Here is a 20,213-nt window from a genome sequence, read left to right on the forward strand (position 1 = left end):
AAGGATTAAACATGCAGCGCCTATTTGAAAATGGACTAAGTTTAAAAACACAAATTATCGGCTTAATTCTACTTTTTGCTGTGCTCTCTTTTTTTGCTCGTTTAGTCGTAAGTATTAATACCACTAAAGAGTATATGCAAGACCAAATGGGCAGTCATGCTCAAGACACGGCCACTAGCCTTGGCTTATCTATAGCTCCTTATTTAGACGAAAATAATCACATTATTGCTGAAACCATGATTAGTGCAATTTTTGATGCTGGTTATTATGCAAGTATTGAGCTTAAAGATAACACTGGAAAGGTGTTAATTTCTCGAACTAATCCAACGACAATCGCAACAGTGCCAACATGGTTTCTTGAGTACTTTCCTTTACTTGCTCCAACACGAGAGTCACAAATACATAATGGTTGGCAGCACGCAGGCGCAATTTATGTTACGAGTCATTTGGGTGTGTCATATCAAAAATTGTGGCAACACAGTGTTGATAACTTTTATGCTGCGCTTATTACTTTATTGATTTGCTTAGGTGTAGCCCTAATTATTTTACAAGCAGTATTAGAGCCATTAAAAAAGATTGCACGCCAAGCAAAGCTTGTTACACAAAAGCAATTCACCCTTTATGACGAACAGCCTTTCACTAAAGAGCTACGCACAGTAACGCTTGCGACTAATAACATGGTCAGAAACTTACAAAAAACGTTTTCGACACTTACCCAACAAACGCAAAGATTAACTGCTGAAGTGTATTTAGATGAACTGACTAAACTTGGTAACCGCCGTGCATTTGAAAATCATTACTTGGCGCGTTGTCGTGATGTAACTAATGATGCACCATTAACGCTTTTTCTAATTACTTTACCCTCACTGCATAATATGAATTCAACACTAAATTATCAAAGTGGTGACTGCTATATTAATGAAGCAAAAAAGATCATCGAAGAGGCTTTTTATCATGTTAATGACTGTAAAATATTTCGAATTTCAGGCGGCTCTTTTATTGTAACTTCGCCACTGGAACATGGCATGCTGAATGACAAAAAAACACAACTGCTTAAGTTGTTTTCTCAGCCGTGTAAGAATAATTACCTGAATGGATTTGCCAATTTATCTTTTCAAACTATTTACGCACCAGCTGAATTATCAAGCGTATTGTCAGCATTAGATACTGCGGCAACATTTTCAACAAAAACAAACAACAACCCAAACGACAGTACAAAGTTTAGTGTTCAACAGTGGAAAACGATTATTCACAGCATATTAGAAACTGGCGATATTAGTTACACTATGCAACCAATTTTAAACACTTCAAACTCGCAACCTTACTACTTTGAAGTCTTCGCTAAATTTAACTACCAGAATAAAACTCTTAATAACGGCCATTTATTCGCAATGGCTGAAAGGCTAGGATTAACGGTTGAGCTAGATAAACAACTCATTCGCAATTTTACCATGATTAAAACTCTCTATCCCGAGCGACTATTCGCACTTAACCTCAGCCACGGCTCCATTTATGATGCTGATTTCTTAGGCTGGCTAAAGCTATATGCACATACTAACCCATGCATAAAGCACAATTTACTTTTTGAGATCAGCGAAACCGCGTTATTACACAATGTAGAAGCCGCAGCTAACAGCATTTGTTTGTTCCGCAGCCTAGGTATTTCAGTTTGTATTGAGCACTTTGGTACAAGCTTAACGTCGTTTAAATACTTACAAGGTTTGGATATTGAGTGTGTGAAGCTTGATGGTAGCTTTGTACAAGACTTAACAGACAATGTGCAGAGTCAATTCTTTATAAATACCGTTAACACAATTTGCCACGGCTTTGGTATTAAGGTACTCACCTGCCTAATAGAAGATACCAACACATTAAAAATATTACATCAATTGGGCTGCGATGGGCTACAAGGCAGAGCGGTACAAGCCCCTACAAAAATAACCGAAGAGCAAGCAAGCTTTTCTTTTGATTTCCCCCCTAACACTTTAAATTTACTTAACTAACACATTTTGAAGGGACACACTATGAAGCTAACACAACTTGCAGCAATTATTTGTTTGAGCACATTATCTTTTACTACCAGCGCACAAACGGTCGAAGCCGATTTCCAAGCTCGACTAGCAAATAATGAAGCATTGGAGCAGATAATAGCCGCACTTATTGCTGCGCAGCCAGGATCTGCACTCACCGTTTTAGAACTAGCAATGAACAATACATGTACCCAAACACCTCCGGCAGCAGATGAAGTACTTACTGCGGTGATCAATGCTCTTGGTAGTGATCATGATCAAATTGAAAGTATCCTCAAAGCTGCAACCAATAAATGTATCGATAGCGACTCTGTGACGGTGATTGCTATTGCCGCTGGCGTGGATCCAAGCCTAGCATCATCAGCTACGGCTTCAGGTGGTGCGGTGAGCAATCCTGCTACAGCCATTCTCGCGCCAGTAATTCCAACCGGCAGTGGTAGTGGTGGTGATTCTGGCATTTCGGAAGTAAATAATTAATCAACTTCATTAACAGGTTAAATAAGCCGCGGTATGTTAATAAGCAACAACTCTAACTATGTAAATACAGTGAGCAAAAGCATTTTTTGCTGCCTATGCTCACTGTTGTTTATCTTACCATTGCTGCTAGGTGGATATCGCCCTTGGGCTATTACTAGCATTGGTATATTAATATGCGCTGTGTTTGTTTTGCATATCCTAGCGAGAGCGGTGCAATATCGCGATGATCCCCCAAGCCTTTACCCGCCAAGCTATTGCTGGCCTCTTTTTCTGATATTAGCAGTGGTTATTGTAACTCTCTGTATTCAATTAATACCCAGCACTAGTTTTACCAGTATTGATACAAATAAAACCAAACTTACACTCTTAAAAACTATTTATATCACGCTATTTTGCTGGCTAATCACTCGTTATTGCACGACGCCAACACGGTTAAAATTTCTTATTTATACATTATTGGTAAGCGCAGTATTTCAAGCTATTTACGCCGCATACTTAAATTTTTCGCCGCAATTAAGCAGCCCATTTTTTGACTATCCCTATAAACAACGAGCGATAGGCTCCTTTTCATACGCTAATTTTTTAGCCAATTACTTAGCATTATGCTTATCGCTGGGAATTGGTTTATTAGTGAGTGAGTTGGTAATCAATCCTGTGCAGAAAAGTCCTATACAGCAATTAAGAGCGCTCACAAAAATAATGCTAAGTAATAAAGTTATTTTACGTTTGGCATTAATTATTATGATTATTGGCTTGATACTTACCCGCAGTAGAATGGGAAACTCTGCTTTTTTTATCGCATTATCAGCAGTGAGTATTTACGCATTATTTTTTTACCGCCGTAAACCTAAACATTTACGTACGCTAATAATCAGCTTTTTTATTATTGATTTAATAATTATTGGCGCATTATTTGGTGTTGAAAAAGTTACTGAGCGCCTATCCCAGACCAGCTTAAGCTCAGAAACAAGAGATGAAGTGCTCCATGACTCAATACCTCTAATTTTAGATAAACCATGGCTAGGATCTGGTGGCGGTAGCTTTTATACCGCCTTCCCTGCTTATCAGCCACAGCCCTACTCTGGATATTATGACAATGCTCACAATGATTATATTCAATTTGCTGTGGAACTTGGTATACCAACCACCATGCTACTAGGCGCACTTACATTATTTTGCTTATATAATTGCATAGTGGTAATGCACACTAGAAAAACGCCTCTCTACCAAGGACTTGCTTTTGGCTGCGCAATCGCAATTATCCATATGCTATTACACAGTAGTGTTGATTATTCATTACAGGCTGGGGCTAATACGCTGACCTTTATGCTGATCCTAACTCTCAGCTTTATTATTAAAAATATCCCCACTACAACGACGCAGCGCAACGTGTAATTGAGCAAGTTGGCTTTCGCTATACACTTCAATGGCATGCTGAGTTAACAATGCCGCTGTCAGGCCCATCCCTTTAACCTTAGTGCCACTGTGCGAACCATCGTAAATGGTATTGCGACCACAAGAAGGGCTTGATTCCTTTAACAGTGCAAAGCGAATATTGTGCTGCTGGCAAAGTTGTAGTGCTTTGCGTGCACCTAACTTAAATTCAGCCGTCACATCATCCCCTATATTGGTAATCACTTTATCATTGCTGATTTCAGCAGGATCTCTAGGGGTGGGTAAACCACCAGCAACCTCGGGGCAAAAAGGCACGATCAGCTTTTGCTGTTGCCAGGTCATTATTTGCGGATGAAGTAATTGTACTCCCGTGCCGTCGTAACGCACAGGAGTGCCAAGCAAACAGCTTGAAACCAGTATTTTTTCCATTGTTATCCTAACAAAAAAGCTCCGCGTACGGAGCTTTTTATAAATACTAACTGCGCTTATTTTGCAGCTAAATAGTTTATTAATTTGCTAATATCTTCTGGCTCGGTAATACCTGATTCACGACCCAAGTTAAGCTTATATTTACCATTTACGATAAAAGTAGGTACACCTCGCAGTGCGCCTTTGTCTTTATAGTAATCTTGGTCACGCTTCATTTTTGAGCTCATAGTACGTACTGAAAAGCTTTTATAGAGTTTGTCGAACTTATCGCCGTCTACGCCTTGCGCTACAAACACATCTTTAACATCAGCTAACTCATTAAACTTAGCGCGTTTAACGTGAACATGGTTGAACATAGCTGCAATGATGGCATCTTTTTGTGGTAACACTTCGGCGGTTGCAAGGGCTTGCGAAATCATTTGTTGGTTTTCAGTATCGCGAACTCCAACAAAATCGACATGGCTTTTTTTGAACTCTACGTCTTTATTCAGTTTTGGTTTTACTTCAGCCAGTAAAGACTCATAGTTATTACAAGCTGGACAATAAAATGAGAAGAACTCTTTTACTTCAGGCTTTTTACTCGCGCGCTCTGATACCACATCATAATGCACACCTTCTTCGTACGTCGTTGCTGCATTTGCGGCTAATGGCAACAACAGCGCTAGTAATCCAGCTTTAACTAGTTTGATCATCGGTAAAAACTCCAAAAATTATTGTTTTAATAGATTATTGTTTTAATAAAAAAGCAACTAACTCATCAAGCTGCTGTTGGCTCTTGATGGTATTGATATTAATTTTGTATTTATCATTAACGATAAAGGTTGGCACCCCTGTTAGAGCACCCATTTTTGAATACTTGTTTTGCTTGTCTTGCATTGCTTTTTCAGCACTGATCACAGGCATGCTGGCAATATCTTTATCAAATGTATCGCTATCAATACCATTAACGTCGAGCAATGCTTTTACATCTTTAATATTATCAAGTGGCGCACGTTGTACGTGGATGCTCTGAAATATTTGATCAGCAACTTGCTCACCTTTGTTATGCTGCTTGGCAATAATGTAGGCATAGCTTAGGTTACTTTGGATCTGTGGGGATACACCACCTAAAAAGTTAACGTGATTTTTAATAAACTCGGCGCCATCTGGTAAGCTTTTTTCCATCGCTTTTGCTACAGGTTCAAATTTAAAACAGTGCGGACAATAAAAAGAAAAGAACTCGGTTACTTGAGGCGTTTTACTTTTTTCGATATCTAATACCGTATAGTCGTCACCCGCTTTGAAGTCCGCGGCCATGGCGGCAAATGGTAGACATAATATTAGTAAACTCAGTTTTAGTTTTTTAAGCATTGGACTCTCGTTTCAATATTTTAATAATTAGTTCGGTAGCAATTTTAACGGCGGCTCTTGCAGTGCAGAATATTGCTCTTTTAACGCTAAAATCTGTTGCTCCCAGTATTTGTCATCAGCGAACCACGAAAAGTTCCGTGGAAATGCTGGATCTTCCCAGCGTTTAGCTAGCCAGCCCATGTAATGAATCATACGCATAGCACGTAAAGGTTCAATTAATTTGAGCTGAGTGTGATCAAAATCACAAAATTCTTCATAGGCTGCGACTAAGGTGTCTAACTGTAACAGTTGATTGTGTCGATCGCCACTGAGCATCATCCATAAATCTTGAATGGCAGGTCCTTGACGGCTATCGTCTAAATCTACAAACATTAAAGCATCCCCTGCCCAGAGAATATTACCAGCATGGCAATCGCCGTGTAGGCGAATCGTTTCGACTTGTTGATAGAGCGATTTCGTTTTTGCGATCACCATATCCAAAATAGTATAAAATGCGGTAGTTAAACTGCTAGGCACCAGATTACTGTTTTGTAACTGAATTTTAGCTGTATCTAAATACTCATCACATCCTATGACCGGGCGCTCGCTAAAGACATTGCCTTTTGCTACCTGATGCATTCGGCCTATTAAACGCCCAAGCACATCTAACTGGTCAAGATTGTCCATTTCAAAGATGCGCCCTCCAACACTTGGGAACAGCGTAAATAGGTAACCATCGTGTTCGAATAAACTTTCGCCATCACGAACAATAGGTGCAACAACAGGCACCTCGGCATCAGCTAACTCAAATGTGAAGCTATGCTCTTCTAGTATTTGCGCCTTACTCCAACGCTCTGGACGATAAAACTTCACCACATAACGCAGACCATCGTCCGCTTTAAATTGATAAACACGGTTTTCGTAACTATTCAGTGCAAGTAAGCCAGATTCAGCATAAATGCCAATACTTTCTACCGCATCTAAAATCGAATCGGGGGTAAGATCTACAAAACTAAATTTACTCATAATTCTCATCAGTTATAAAAAAAGCGAGAACATCCCGCTTTTTATGTGCTTATCTATAGTGTACTTAACTATCGCGCTTTAAAGAAGTTACTCGGCTGCGATATTTGTGAACTTGGATCATTTGCTGGTGACAATACAAAACTAAACTCTGTCATTGGCGCTTTCAAATCATAAGGGTCCATGACTAAAGACAGTGGTACATTGTGCGACTCGCCCGCTTGTACGGTAAAGGTTTGCTTACCAATGTATTTAAAGTTCTCCAACCCTTCCACTTTAATATTAAAAGTTTGCTCATATTGCGCTTTGTTGATCACCTTAAGTGTATAGGTGTTTTCAACAAGGCCATTAAAATCAACACGGTATAATTGATTACGATCGCGAATAATATCTAAATCCATAGGTTTACGCATCACGATATTAGCCACCAGCGCAGCACTTAACACCACTAAGATAACACTATAGCCGATGATTTTAGCACGCAGCGGATTAGTTTTATTCTCTGGCGTTTCTAAATTACGCTCAGTGGTATAAGAAATAAGGCCACGTGGATAATTCATTTTATCCATAACCCCATCACACGCATCAATACAGGCGCCACAGTTGATACACTCTGCCTGTAAGCCGTTACGAATGTCGATCCCTGTTGGGCATACTTGCACGCACAAATTACAGTCAATACAATCACCTAGGTTAAGCTCTTCTCGATCTTGTTTACGACTACGTGGCCCGCGGTTTTCACCGCGCTTTTCATCATAACTTACCGTATAAGTATCTTTATCAAACATTGCCGATTGAAAACGTGAATATGGGCAGATGTGCAAACACATAATTTCCCGCATCCAGCCAGCATTGCCATAAGTACATACCGTAAATACAACAATACTGACTAGTGCATAACCACCAACATTAAAGGTAACAAAATCAGGTAAAAGCTCACGTATAGGCGTGAAATAACCGACAAAAGTCAGCGCAGTGTACAAAGAGAATGCCACCCAACTAGTATGTTTGGCTGTCTTACGCCAAAACTTATCAAAGTCCATTGGCCGTTGATCTAGCTTTTTGCGTTGATTGGCGGTGCCTTCAAACTTTTCTTCAAACCAAATAAAAATAAAGGTCCAGACTGTTTGCGGGCAGGTGTAACCACACCAAACCCGGCCATAAAAGGTGGTCACTAAAAATAATGCAAATGCGGCAAGCATGAGGATAAAGGCAAGGATGGTGAAATCTTGCGGCCATAACGTTAGCCCAAAGATATTATATTTTTGACCAATAAGGTCAAACAACACAGCTTGCTGGCCGTTAAAGTTTATCCATGGCAAAGCCATAAACGCCAACATGCCAAGAAAACCTATGCGCTGTCTTAATAATTGATGTAACCCAGTTACCGCACGCACATAAATTCTATTACGAGGGTTAAACCTATCCTGCTGAGCATGCAGATCGGGCTTTTCGATCTTTACCTCACTGGGAATATTTTTTACTTTTATTTGCTTGTCCATCGAAGTTCCTCAACGCCGCTTGGAGAATGAAAGTCAAACAATCATATAACGCCATTTTACTAGCGAATCACTCCGCTAATCTTTAAAAATAGTGCAAACTGAACCACAATGCAGTAAAAGTTCAGAGATTTCTGAAAAATCTAATTGTTCCTGTCCATTATACCTACTATTACTAAAAATGCTGAAGTTGATCGCTAATAATTTATTCATCTAACTTACTTGCTTTACAAAGGTGCATTTTATTACACTGGTGGTCAATTCGTACCCGTTCAGATCAAAGTTTACTTACAATATGAAAAAATTCCTTGTACTCGTAGTAGTGATACTCGCATTATTTACAATTGATCACCCAATGATAAAAGAACCTAGAGAAAAGCTGCTAGGTGAAGGTGTGGGTCTATTAAGTAGCGCTAGTAACGTAAACCGTGGACCTGCCGCCAGCATGGCCAAAAACCGGATTAAATCTGAATTAACACTCTCAGAAACAGAATTAGATTATCTTGAAGAAACCATGCAAACTGATGAGCAGTTACAGCTATTTCACACCCGCTATTGCCGCAGTAAAGATCTCAACTTATATTTTTACGAAGATCGTTTAAATACAGTGTGTGACATTGTTTCAACATCATTAGCTGAGCGTAGAGGTAAATAGTGGACTTTTCAGCTTTAACAAAAAAAAGCAGTGCGTCCTTTAATCAGCATAAAAATCTGCTGAAAAAGCTCGCTAAGGGACAAACGGTAAAGTGTGAAGTGTGCCAAGGCACACTAACATTGGATTTAAAAACTCAGCAACCCGGTCAAGGGGTTGCTAAATGCCCGAAGGGCTGCACAGAAATCGTGTTGGATTTAGCGTAGCGCTAGCTCCAACTCTCTTCTTCATCGGTATATAGGCCACTTTGTACCGCGATGATCTCTATTAGCTCTGCAAAGCCTAATGCAAAATCTCCCATCACTGCAAACTGTTGCTGACTTAGCTGTACTTCACTAAGCTGATTTTGCTCAGCAATTGTTGTAATAAGCTGTGGCTCTAAAGCAAAAAAACCTAAGCTCGCATAAGCAGTTTGCAATGCTTCAATTAAATCGCTCGTAAGAGTATCTGCTTGCAACAGTTTATCAATATAGCTTTGTGCGCCTTGTACAAAGCCCTGACACCATTGCTGACACTCATGTAAATCAAGGTAGCTGTCATCTTCGCCACTGACTTGTAAACTAACAGGTAGCTTAAATCCCGTCTCATACACTTGTTCACTGATCTGATGGTACAAGGCCATAAAAGCAAATAATACTTGCTCTTCTAACTGCCCATTTGTATTTGGCACAATCTGTTCAAGCCACTCATGAACATCTAATGGCTCGGGTGAACATATTACCGCAAACAAGTACCCTTTACTTTGCACTAAGGTCATAGCACCGTCATGACCCGCTAAATAGCTACTTAACTGTTGGCCATGTTGCGCTGAAAACTCAGGGATTTGCATATAACACTCTAACCTTACTTAAAAATTTAATGGATAACGGCCATCACTATCCGCACGGCCCAAAAATTTAGCGGCATCATGTACTTCTTTGGGTAGCGATGCTTCAGGTTTAATAAAACCAGCTACTTTGAAATCTAGATTAGCTTTTAAAGTGGCGTCGGCGGCTAGTCCTAAACGATTTTCTGGATCAACTAACACAGCAATGTCACCTGATTTACAACTTAGCTTGCCGCTTAGTGGACCAACACTAAACCAACCAGATAACCCTTTTACGTCTATGTTGGGGCTGGCAATTTCGCCGCTTAACGCATCACAATAAGGCTGTCCTGAGTTATATTCGTCTAACTCAACAATTACACGCCCTTTCGCACTAATAGGTAACGGTAACTGCAAACGCTGCATCGCACGTTCAACACTTAAACGTAACGTCGCATCATTTAATGCCACCGCTTGATTAAATAAACCATAACTAAAGTCACTACGACCAGACATTTCATCAGTGTTACGCACATCACCAAACTTCAAATTGCCCTTGAGCTGACCGGTGAACAATGCCCAACCAGACACATCCCAGTTTAGATTATTAATTTGCTCGCCCTGATAACGCAGTTGCATGATCCGCCCCTGCCAAATACTGCCTGAGGCTTGGCCTATTTGCAGATCTTTCGGTAAGTGAGGGCTTGCCAAATTAAGTGCAACGGCAGCGGGCGTTTTTAATAATGCAAAAAAGATAAAAGCAAACAAAAACACTACTATAAGAATCGCTATTTTTTTCATTCTTTACTTCTCTAATACCAATCGGCTAACACGCACATAGCCTGGTTTATCGTCGCGACTAAGATCTAAATTTTCAATCAATACGCCTTTTGTATTTACTAGCTCATCCAGCCATTGCACAAGTTTATTAAACTGTACTGAGTCGATGGTTAACCTTAGTGAATTATCGCTAGGTTGCATTTTGCTAATGGTAATATCAAAACGGCCACGGGTGGCATTCACGATTTGACTCAAATTTTGATTACTTGTAATAGCACGCGCATTGCCAGCTTTGAGCTTAACAATGCTGCTATCAACCCAAGTTAATAACTCTTGCTGTTTAATTTGATTTTTTTCAGCTTCTGCAATGGCATTATTTAATGGTCTAAAAATTCCCATTACTAAAACAAAGATAACAAAAATAACACCCGCAACCATCACTAGTTGTTGCTCTTGCTCTTTTAAGCTACGCCACTGTTTTAAAAGTTGTTGTTTCATGCAGCACCTCGTAGTTTGATTTCACCGACTACAAAGTCGCCGTCATTATTCAATGACCCCTGATCAACAGTTAAGCCTCGTTGTTCAAGGATTGATTTAACTTTGCCAAATGTTTGAAAATCTTTGCCGCGGGCACGAATTCTAAGTTCATTGCGACGTTGGTCATAACGTAACGTCTCTGGGGTAAATTCTTTAACTTGATTAAACACTGTCACCAGTTCATTGGTTAAATCAAGAAAACCAGCGCTGTTGCCCCCCTCTAATTTAGCCAGTTCACCCTGAATTTGATTTTTAATTAAATGTGGGCGCACGGTTTTACCTGGAAAAGCAGTTTGGTAACGCGTAACGACTTGTGTTTTAGCAATCTCAAGCTCGCTATTTAACTGATGTAATTCAAAGCCTTTAACAGCAACGGAGCCAACTAAGGCGATACTTGCTGCAATGGCTGCACTTTGCCAATACCCCCACCATAACGCGCTTTTCTTTTTCAGTTGATACTGACCTTGACGTAGGTTGAACTTAATATTCGGTAATTGCTTGGCAAATAACGCCAATGGTAAATCATAGGCATCAGTTTGTGCTGTAAGAGTCACGGTCTCTGGAAATTGTGATGCAGGGCTGTAATGAGCAACATCAGGATGACCTAACGCAGTTAAGTATTCAGCTAACCAACTTTGCTCTACAGCACTAATGCGCCATGAACCTTGCTTACACAGCCACTGATTATTAAGCTCTATAACACTTAGGCCGCCATTTTCAGCAATAGGTAATAATAATGCATCTGGTAACAGTTTGAATACTTCTATGTCATGCTCAGCAAATACAGTTAGCCAAGTTTCAAACCAGTCCCTATCTGTCATGGCTACTTTAATCGCATGTTTATCTTCCACCATCGTCGGCTCAGCAATGGCTATAAATAAATCATCTACATCACATGCAATTTCTTCTTCAAGCATATACGGCAGTGCTTGCTCAAGCTTGCGATTGAATTTAGTAGGTAGTATTACCGTTTTTAGTTGCACTTGATCGCAAGGCAACAATACAACAACTTCACGGCTTTGTGATTTTTCAGCAAGCTCACTTAGTTGCTCAGCGTTGGGCAATTCGCCACTGGCAATTATTTCTTGTTCTAATGGTGAGTAAATCAGCCAATTAATACTATCTTGTTGAGTTTGACCCGTGCGGATCAACAGTATTTCTGTCACTGTACGCCTCCAAATTTTCGCGCCAGTATAGTTACTTCGCCATTTTTGGCTTGCAGTAAAGTGGTCATCGAAAAACGCAGATCGACAAATTTAGCCTGCGCTTGTAGTTTAAAATATTCGCTCTTTATGGTGAACAAGTTCTCAACGGACTTAACATTTTGCGCCCCTTGTTGATTAACTTGTTCAAAAAATTCTTCTATATCAGTAAAACCATCTTCTGGTCGAGCAGATAACACAGCTTGCGCCCCTGACTCACTTAGGCCATCAATCAATGCGCTCAATAATAATGCTTGCTCAGGAGCGAGGGTATTGACATTAATCGCTAATAATTCGCTACCTGGGATCACACACACATAAGGTAATACTTTTTCCATTACTAAAGGGTTAAAGCCTTTTACTAAGCGTAACTCTGAGGTTGATGCAAAATAACTATTCGCGGTCATATAAGGAGTTTGACGCGATAAGTACTCGTCCTCTTCTGCACCCGAGCGATACGTAATGCTGTCTTCATCTAACCAGTCGTATACGCTGTCTGCCATTGCTTCTTCTGATTCTTCGGCTGGCAAATTTTCAATATTTTCCAATAATGCTAATAGCGCCGAATGGGCAGGGTTGGTTTTATTCGTACTACCGCTACCCGTTTGCGGAGCTTGGGCTCGTAATGCGTTAAGGTTCAAACACGCCTGCAAATCAGTGATATTACCTTGCAAGGTACCATTATCAACCGGATACGGTATATCACCTTGCTGTGCCCATATTTGTTTTAAAGTTGTTTTATCAGGATCATCTTTTTTGCTCTGTAAAATAGCTTTTATGGCAAGCTCTTCAGCTGCATAGGCATACCACTTAGCTTGCTGGTGACCTTGTATATTGGTACTTTTTTGCACTTGAACGAGTAAGTTAGCACTCATCTCAACAGCTAGAATAGAGGCTAAAGCAACAATAAATAAAACAATGATAAGCGCAGCACCACGGGAAGATCTAATTGCCATTAGCCCCCCCTCGCTGGTTTTGCCCACTATTACTATTACCGCCTGTTCCACCATTACCAGTATTATTGCCGTTATTGCCCGCAGCACCATTTCCGGCAGGTGCTTGTACAGTAACTTTCCCATCACCAGGGACTAAAAATACACGGCGAATAGGCTCGGCCTCAATTTGTTGCATTGTCACTGCAATCGCTTTTGGCAATGCTTTAATTTGCCATTGCTCTTGCCATTCATTCTTGTCATCTAAAAATTCAAACTTAAGATCTTCAATATCATGAAGGATCACTTGTACACGCGGCTCAATATTATCGAGTTGATCAACATACACACGGTAGACACGTTCAAGATTATCATCAACTACCCGATAGCCAACGGCTTGAAGCTCTGAGCGTGGCAGTAAATTAATTGGGTTGATCCAGCCATCACGTACAAAGCCAATGCCATCATATTGGCTATCTAAAGTGTAACGTCCGGCAAGTATGTATAGCTCTTGCACATCACCCGCTTCATTACGCACTGCGCGCTTGGTCATTTGGCTAAAATCTTGATCCATTAATCTAAAGGTGGTTTGCAGCCCATTTAACTCAGCAATTTTTTCATCTGATGCATCTTTAGCTTTAGTAGTTGAATCCAGAATTTGGTGAGTCGCTAACACTACAAAGGCCAAAATACCCAGCGCTACCATCACTTCTAAGAGTGTAAAACCGCGCTGCTTCACTTATTTGCTGCCTTTATTTAAATAGCTGGTTAACTCATAAACTGAGTGCTCTAGCTTTTCATCACTAAATACATTAATCGTGACTTTTAAAAAGCTTTTATCAGCTGTTGCTTCAGTATCTTGGCGCCAATACCAATCTATACCGGCCATTGTTTCAGTGCCTTTGGTGCCATTTTTACCTTGCCACTTTTCACCTAAGGTACGCTGTTCAATCAATACATTTTCAGCGACCCAAGATGCATAAGTTTGCTCTTCGAGGCTTGATAAGTGATTAATATGCTCACCAGTCGCTTGCATCGCAGCGATGCCGGCCATAGCGCAAATACTTAGCGCCACCATAACTTCTAATAAGGTAAAACCTTGATATTTGTTATGCATTATTCTGGCTCTCTACGTAAGTTAACCGGCGCCGAAAACTCTCCTTCAATGAAGTACACAGGTTCTTTTTCGTCTTGTAATTCATAGATAAGTTGAAAGGCACTTACTTCACCTGAAGATAAAAGTAGTACTTGTGGAATTTTCATTTTTTGTAATTCGAGTAAACTTTCGTCGTCGCCACCACTCATTAGCTCACGCCAATTGGATTGCTCTAGTAAGTTATCCTGTGACCATGCTAAATCGTCTAAATTGAGAGTTAGTTTTAAACGTTCATCGACGGTGATTGGCGCAAACAGTTTTTCACGATCAAAGGTGATCCACTTTTCACCATCAAACACTAAAAACTCAAAGGTGTTTTTATCCAAGTGAAAACCGAGTTCAACCTGATTTAATATCGCAAATTCAGAGGCCATATTAATAGTGGTATGCAGTCTCAGTGCCTGTTTATCAAGCTCATCTTCGTCGCCGCCATCAAGGCTGTATACCACCATTTTAGTGGCAAAAGCGATCACCACTAGCACAACTAAAATCTCAATTAAGCTAAAGCCACGATTCGGTGACTTTAGCTTTGCAAGGCGTGACTCATTAGCACTTAACAGCATATTAAGCTCAGTGCAGAGTGTAATAACGCCTTTAGTTCACTGCGCATTATTATTTTTCTTCATCCCAGTTACCAATGTCATCATCAGTACCTACTTCGCCATCTGGTCCCATAGAAAAGATATCAATTTTACCAATTTCCCCTGGGCTGATTAACTGATACGGGTTACCCCATGGATCTTCTGGTAATTTAGAAATAAAGCCACCTTCAGGAAAACGCTTTGGTACTGGCTCAATGCTAGTTTTAGTTACTAAGCCTTCAAGGCCTTGCTCTGTGGTTAGGTACGCTTTGTTCTTTAATTTATAAAGACTCATAGCATCTTCTAGTTGCTGAATATCAAGATGCGCTTTATCTAATGCCGCTTCTTCTTGCTGGCCCATAATATTGGGTGCCACGATTGACATGATCATGCCAATGATAACCAGTACCACCATAACTTCGAGTAATGAGAAACCTGCTTGTTTATTCACGTACATACCTCTGTTGTTCTTAATAATTAACCATCGTAACACGCTGAAAATGCATTACGAAATCCCTAAAAATATTAAAGTCCAATCGCTTTATTCATAGCCATAATCGGTTGCAATATAGCCATAACGATAAACAATACAATAACTGCCATGGACGCTATCATCGCAGGCTCTAAGAGTTTTAGCGAGACATTTACCATGGTTTCAAATTCGCGATCTTGGTTGTTTGCAGCGCGCTCCAGCATCTGCTCAAGTTCACCTGATTTTTCACCACTGGCGATCATATGCAGCATCATCGGTGGAAATAATTTAGTTTGTTGTAAAGAGGCTCTTAAGCTCGCCCCTTCACTGACACGAGTGGCAGCATCGGCCACCGCTTTTTTAATTTTTTCGTTGATCAATACGCCACCAGAAATACGCATCCCTTCCAATAATGGCACTGAACTTGACGATAAAATACTCAAGGTACGGGCAAATCGAGCGGTATTGATACTGCGCGCTACTTTACCGATACCCGGCATGATCAAAATTTTCGAATCATACCAAAAACGGATCTTAGGCTGTTTTAATGCGTGTTTAATACCAATCACTGTCGCGGTAAATAATACCAAAGTAATGAACCAGTAATTTTGTACGTAGTTACTCGCAGCCATTACCCATTCGGTGGTCCAAGGAAGAACCTGCTTTGACTTCTCGAATGTCTTTAATATCTTAGGCACCACAGTACCTAATAGTATTGAAACAATACCAATTGCAAAGATCACTAAGATCACCGGATAGACCATTGCCTGCGTTATTTGACTACGCATATGCTGGCGTTGTTCCGTGTAATCTGCCAAACGGTTTAATACCGCATCTAAGTGACCTGACTTTTCACCTGCAGCCACCATGGCGCGATATAAATTATCAAACACATGCGGAAATTCTGACATACCATCAGCGAGCGTATAACCCTCAACCACTTTTGAACGTACCGACATTAGCATACGTTTCATACGCGGTTTTTCACATTGCTCAGCCACCGCCATTACCGCCCCTTCAACTGGCAGTGCCGATTGAATTAAGGTCGCTAATTGACGAGTGATTAGTGCAAGATCAGCGGTGGATATTTTTGGCTTAAAAAAGCTGCCAAACAGTGTGCTTTTCTCACCTTTGACGTGCTTTTCACCTTCCGCCGCCGGAACGACTTCAAGTGGAGTAAGCCCTTGCTCGCGTAAGGACTGGCGAATTTGTTTCGCAGTATCCGCTTCTTGAATACCTTTTTTTTCTTTGCCACGACTATCGAGTGCGCGGTATTCAAATGCTGCCATGGTTAACCTTCCTCACGCGTTACACGTAATACTTCTTCAAGGGTCGTTTTACCAGCTAATACACGACTACAGCCATCTTGGCGAATACTTGGCGTATGTTTACGAATGTATTTTTCAACACTTTGTTCGCCTTTACCGCTGTGCACGAGCTCGCGAACTGTTTCATCAACAACCAGTAATTCATGAATACCGGTACGGCCACGGTAACCATTAAAGTTACACTCTTCACAGCCTACAGCGCGGTAAATTGTCGGAGGCTCAGCAAATGGTACACCAAGCAATTCACACTCTCGCTCATCGGCAACATGTGCTTCTTTACAGCTGTTACATAAAGTACGTACTAGTCGTTGTGACAGCACGCCGAGCAAAGAGGATGATAATAAGAAAGGCTCTACGCCCATATCTTCCATCCGAGATATAGCACCGGCTGCGGTATTGGTATGTAGCGTTGACATCACTAAGTGACCCGTAAGTGAGGCTTGTACGCCAATTTGCGCGGTTTCAAGGTCACGTATTTCACCGACCATCACCACATCAGGATCTTGACGTAATATGGCGCGCAGGCCACGGGCAAAGGTCATATCCACTTTAGTATTTACTTGTGTTTGCCCAATACCAGGAATTTCATACTCGATAGGATCTTCAACGGTAAGAATATTACGGTCACGAGAGTTAATTTGGCTCATGCCCGCATAAAGCGTGGTACTTTTACCGGAACCTGTTGGCCCGGTCACCAAAATAATACCGTGAGGTTTACTGATCAAATCAGAAAATAATTCACGGTTACGCAGCGTCATACCTAAATCTTCAAGATTTAGACGGGCGTTATTTTTATCTAGTAAACGCAGTACTACGCGCTCACCGAAACTAGACGGCATAGTTGATACCCGGACATCAACGGCACGTCCGGCAATTCGCAAACTAATACGACCATCTTGTGGAATACGTTTTTCAGCAATATCGAGTTTCGCCATTACTTTAATACGCGAAACAAGTAACGAGGCCAGCTTGCGGTTTGGTTTCAGTACTTCTTTAAGCACACCATCGACTCGGAAACGGATCACCAGCTCTTGCTCAAAGGTTTCGATATGAATATCCGAAGCACCTTCTTTGATAGCTTCACTGAGCATCGCATTGATCAGCTTAATGATTGGCGCATCATCATCGCCCGCTAATAAATCTTCGGTCTGCGGCATCTCTTCAGCAAGGGAAAACAAGTCAACTTCGTTGCCAATATCTTCCATCATTTGCTGGGTTTCTGAACTATCGCGTTGATACGATGCTTCTAATAACAGCTCAAATTTATCATCCGGTAATTGCTCAAGGGTAAAACCATGACCAGCGATACGACGCACCTCTAGCAGTGCATCAATATCTAGCTCACCACGATAGAAAACCACACGGTCATCATTATTTTTGCTTAATAACATGCCTGCACGTCGCGCATACGAAAAAGGCAAACGCTTATTTGGCAGCTCGACCAAGTCATCACTGGTCATCAATTCGCTGTTATCTAACGGCGTAGCTTGCTCGTTGGTGATCTCAGTGATTGCATCAGTCATTATTGCGCTCATCTGCATTTTGCTGTTTTAAATATTCTTCGTACGTCGGTGGTAGCACAAGTGCGTCATTCCACTCAGGTAAAATAGGTGCCTCTGTGAGCGGCATCAGATCAATACCATCTTCTTTCTGTTTAAACTGCTCACCACGGATAAAGTTATACTTACTGTGGCTCAGTTTATTCATTTTAATGCCATCACGAACGATAGTTGGGCGAATAAACACGATTAGGTTACGTTTACGCTTGCTGGTGCTGGTTGAGCGGAATAAATGACCAAGAATAGGGATGTCGCCTAACAATGGCACTTTAGAAACGCTTTCTTGCACGTCTTCATCGATTAGACCACCTAGCACGACCATGCCACCATCATCAGCCATAACCGTGGTTTTAATAGCACGTTTATTAATTGAAATATCAACCGAGGTAGCACCACTGACGCCAGACACTTCTTGCTCGATAGTCAACTGTACAGCAGTACCGTCATTAATCTGCGGTGTTACTTTTAGTTTTACACCCACTTCTTGACGTTCTACTGTTTGGAATGGATTTGAGTTATTAGAACCAGTTTGTGAGCCGGTGATAATTGGCACTTCTTGACCAACAATAATTGACGCTTCTTCGTTATCCATAGTGGTAACAGAAGGTGTAGCAAGGATATTAGAGTTAGTATCAGTAGAGACCGCCTGAATAATCGCGCCCCAGTCATTTTTGATAATACCCATGGCTAAGCCATTGATGCCACCGAGTAGTGCAGCAAGAGGTCCAAGATCACCTTCAACGGTTTCATCATAAGGCGTGGTAGTTCCAGACTCACTACCTGTAATAGTCTTCTTAACTGTCTTATCACGGGCTTGCTCAGCTGCCACAGCGAGTGAGCCAACCGGCACGGTACTGCCGTTATTAAACTGCACCATACCACCTTGCTCTGAAATCCACTGTAAGCCAAAGTTAATCCCATCGGCTTCCATGACTTCAACAATGATTGCTTCAACAAGTACTTGCGCGCGGCGAATATCCAAACGCTCAATAACTGATTCAAGTGAACGCATGGTATCGGGCTGTGCGGTAATAACTAACGAGTTAGAATCTGGATGAGCTTCGATACTGGTTTCATTTTGGCTGCGACTACGGGTTTTAGTTGCCGCACCTTGGCCTTCTTCGGCAAGGGTTTTACTCACCCCTTGCAACACTTTAACTAAATCTTCAGAGTTAGCGTAATTTAGGTAAATAACCTTAGTATTACCTTGGCTTTGCAATTCACCATCAAGGCGTTTTATCAATTCAATCGCGCGAGTTCTTGCTTGGCCTTCACCGCTGACAATCACACTATTTGTACGACCATCGGCAACCACTTTAGGGATCAAAAATTCTGGAATACTGCCTTTACCACTATCTTTATAGATGTTTTCTACAACGGAAACCACATCATCAGCGGTGGCAAAATTAAGCTTTACAATATCAACCCGCTTATCACCCGCTTGGTCTACTGAGCGAATAATTTCAACTAAGCGGTTTACTGAAGCTGCATGACCGGTCAACATCATGACGTTTGCGGCATTGAAGTTAGCCACATGACCGCCATCTTTTTGGTCACTAAACTGACGAACCAGTGGGCCGAGCTCTTGCACACTGACGTTTTTAACGCGCACCACACGGGTGATCATCATGTCACCGCGTGCTTGGTCATCTTCTGTGACTAACGGCACATTTGACTTTTTAGCATCAGAGCTTTTTTCTATCTTTAAAATGCCATTATCCATTTCAACCACTGAATAGCCGTAAACCTCTAACACATTTAAAAAGAATTGATAATAAAGCGCTTCGTCCATCAATTCATAACTGCGCACATTAACTTTGCCACGCACATTAGGGTCGATAATGACGGTTTTATTTAGATTTTTACCAACGATATTTATAAACTCGTTAATATCGGTCCCTTTAAAGTTTGCAGCGTACTCAACGGCTGACACCGATAGAGATAAACTAGCCGCAAAAAAAAGTGTTGCGTACTTAGCTAACCCTTTTCTGATTTTTTTGAGGTGTAGCGCGTGAACCATTATATTA

Annotated in this window: 21 protein-coding genes; 4 read left to right on the top strand and 17 right to left on the bottom strand. The window is 41.1% G+C overall.

The window, feature by feature from the left end; genetic code table 11:
- Nucleotides 1–11: 11 nt before the first annotated feature.
- From A7968_RS21480 to A7968_RS23855, 3 genes are all read left to right on the top strand, one after another.
- Nucleotides 12–2,003 carry a bifunctional diguanylate cyclase/phosphodiesterase gene (locus tag A7968_RS21480; protein WP_064668557.1) on the top strand — a complete coding sequence of 664 codons (1,992 nt, stop codon included), beginning with the start codon at nucleotides 12–14 and terminating at the stop codon, nucleotides 2,001–2,003.
- 21 nt (nucleotides 2,004–2,024) lie between these two features.
- On the top strand, nucleotides 2,025–2,507 hold the full coding sequence (locus tag A7968_RS21485; RefSeq protein WP_064668558.1) for a hypothetical protein: 483 nt from the start codon (nucleotides 2,025–2,027) through the stop codon (nucleotides 2,505–2,507).
- A 699-nt stretch (nucleotides 2,508–3,206) separates the two neighbouring features.
- A complete protein-coding gene (locus A7968_RS23855; protein ID WP_371850155.1) occupies nucleotides 3,207–3,902 on the top strand; it encodes an O-antigen ligase family protein in 696 nt (231 codons plus the stop codon).
- Here A7968_RS23855 and A7968_RS21495 read toward each other — a convergent pair.
- From A7968_RS21495 to ccoG, 5 genes are all read right to left on the bottom strand, one after another.
- Nucleotides 3,843–4,331, bottom strand: a complete 489-nt coding sequence (locus tag A7968_RS21495) for a 2-thiouracil desulfurase family protein (RefSeq protein ID WP_064668560.1) — start codon at nucleotides 4,329–4,331, stop codon at nucleotides 3,843–3,845. The genes A7968_RS23855 and A7968_RS21495 overlap by 60 nt on opposite strands.
- A 56-nt stretch (nucleotides 4,332–4,387) precedes the next feature.
- On the bottom strand, nucleotides 4,388–5,023 hold the full coding sequence (locus A7968_RS21500; RefSeq protein ID WP_064668561.1) for a thiol:disulfide interchange protein DsbA/DsbL: 636 nt from the start codon (nucleotides 5,021–5,023) through the stop codon (nucleotides 4,388–4,390).
- Nucleotides 5,024–5,057: 34 nt separating this feature from the next.
- Nucleotides 5,058–5,681 (bottom strand): thiol:disulfide interchange protein DsbA/DsbL, encoded by a 624-nt coding sequence (locus A7968_RS21505; protein WP_064668562.1) that lies wholly within the window; start codon nucleotides 5,679–5,681, stop codon nucleotides 5,058–5,060.
- 27 nt (nucleotides 5,682–5,708) lie between these two features.
- A complete protein-coding gene (locus tag A7968_RS21510) occupies nucleotides 5,709–6,686 on the bottom strand; it encodes a serine/threonine protein kinase (protein WP_064668563.1) in 978 nt (325 codons plus the stop codon).
- Between the two features lie 68 nt (nucleotides 6,687–6,754).
- Complete coding sequence (gene ccoG / locus A7968_RS21515) at nucleotides 6,755–8,185, bottom strand: cytochrome c oxidase accessory protein CcoG (protein WP_064668564.1); 1,431 nt, start codon at nucleotides 8,183–8,185, stop codon at nucleotides 6,755–6,757.
- A gap of 292 nt (nucleotides 8,186–8,477) precedes the next feature.
- On the opposite strand from ccoG, the gene A7968_RS21520 reads away from it, so the two are divergent.
- Entirely contained in the window at nucleotides 8,478–8,837 is a 360-nt protein-coding gene (locus A7968_RS21520; RefSeq protein WP_064668565.1) for a hypothetical protein, read from the top strand.
- 205 nt (nucleotides 8,838–9,042) lie between these two features.
- Here the strand turns inward: A7968_RS21520 and A7968_RS21530 are convergent, their stop codons facing one another.
- The 12 genes from A7968_RS21530 to gspD all read right to left on the bottom strand — a co-directional run bounded on the left by A7968_RS21530 (nucleotide 9,043) and on the right by gspD (nucleotide 20,206).
- Nucleotides 9,043–9,663, bottom strand: coding sequence for a UPF0149 family protein (locus tag A7968_RS21530; RefSeq protein WP_064668567.1), 621 nt, complete (start codon nucleotides 9,661–9,663; stop codon nucleotides 9,043–9,045).
- A gap of 18 nt (nucleotides 9,664–9,681) precedes the next feature.
- A complete protein-coding gene (locus tag A7968_RS21535; protein WP_064668568.1) occupies nucleotides 9,682–10,440 on the bottom strand; it encodes a type II secretion system protein N in 759 nt (252 codons plus the stop codon).
- 3 nt (nucleotides 10,441–10,443) lie between these two features.
- A complete protein-coding gene (locus tag A7968_RS21540; RefSeq protein ID WP_064668569.1) occupies nucleotides 10,444–10,917 on the bottom strand; it encodes a type II secretion system protein M in 474 nt (157 codons plus the stop codon).
- Nucleotides 10,914–12,122, bottom strand: coding sequence for a type II secretion system protein GspL (gene gspL / locus A7968_RS21545; protein ID WP_064668570.1), 1,209 nt, complete (start codon nucleotides 12,120–12,122; stop codon nucleotides 10,914–10,916). Before gspL ends, A7968_RS21540 begins: the two co-directional genes overlap by 4 nt.
- Nucleotides 12,119–13,114 (bottom strand): type II secretion system minor pseudopilin GspK, encoded by a 996-nt coding sequence (gspK, locus tag A7968_RS21550; protein ID WP_064668571.1) that lies wholly within the window; start codon nucleotides 13,112–13,114, stop codon nucleotides 12,119–12,121. Before gspK ends, gspL begins: the two co-directional genes overlap by 4 nt.
- A complete protein-coding gene (gene gspJ, locus A7968_RS21555) occupies nucleotides 13,104–13,829 on the bottom strand; it encodes a type II secretion system minor pseudopilin GspJ (protein ID WP_064668572.1) in 726 nt (241 codons plus the stop codon). The genes gspK and gspJ overlap by 11 nt, the downstream gene beginning before the upstream one ends.
- Complete coding sequence (gene gspI, locus A7968_RS21560) at nucleotides 13,830–14,207, bottom strand: type II secretion system minor pseudopilin GspI (protein ID WP_064668573.1); 378 nt, start codon at nucleotides 14,205–14,207, stop codon at nucleotides 13,830–13,832.
- Entirely contained in the window at nucleotides 14,207–14,809 is a 603-nt protein-coding gene (gspH, locus tag A7968_RS21565) for a type II secretion system minor pseudopilin GspH (RefSeq protein ID WP_064668574.1), read from the bottom strand. Before gspH ends, gspI begins: the two co-directional genes overlap by 1 nt.
- Before the next feature lie 49 nt (nucleotides 14,810–14,858).
- A complete protein-coding gene (gene gspG / locus A7968_RS21570) occupies nucleotides 14,859–15,278 on the bottom strand; it encodes a type II secretion system major pseudopilin GspG (RefSeq protein WP_064668575.1) in 420 nt (139 codons plus the stop codon).
- Between the two features lie 74 nt (nucleotides 15,279–15,352).
- Nucleotides 15,353–16,588 carry a type II secretion system inner membrane protein GspF gene (gspF, locus tag A7968_RS21575; protein WP_064668576.1) on the bottom strand — a complete coding sequence of 412 codons (1,236 nt, stop codon included), beginning with the start codon at nucleotides 16,586–16,588 and terminating at the stop codon, nucleotides 15,353–15,355.
- Nucleotides 16,589–16,590: 2 nt separating this feature from the next.
- Entirely contained in the window at nucleotides 16,591–18,150 is a 1,560-nt protein-coding gene (gene gspE, locus A7968_RS21580; RefSeq protein WP_064668583.1) for a type II secretion system ATPase GspE, read from the bottom strand.
- Nucleotides 18,143–20,206: a type II secretion system secretin GspD gene (gene gspD, locus A7968_RS21585; protein ID WP_064668577.1), complete on the bottom strand. Its 2,064-nt coding sequence runs from the start codon at nucleotides 20,204–20,206 to the stop codon at nucleotides 18,143–18,145. The genes gspE and gspD overlap by 8 nt, the downstream gene beginning before the upstream one ends.
- Nucleotides 20,207–20,213 lie beyond the last annotated feature (7 nt).

It is taken from the genome of Pseudoalteromonas prydzensis (assembly GCF_001661495.1).
GTDB lineage: Bacteria > Pseudomonadota > Gammaproteobacteria > Enterobacterales > Alteromonadaceae > Pseudoalteromonas > Pseudoalteromonas prydzensis.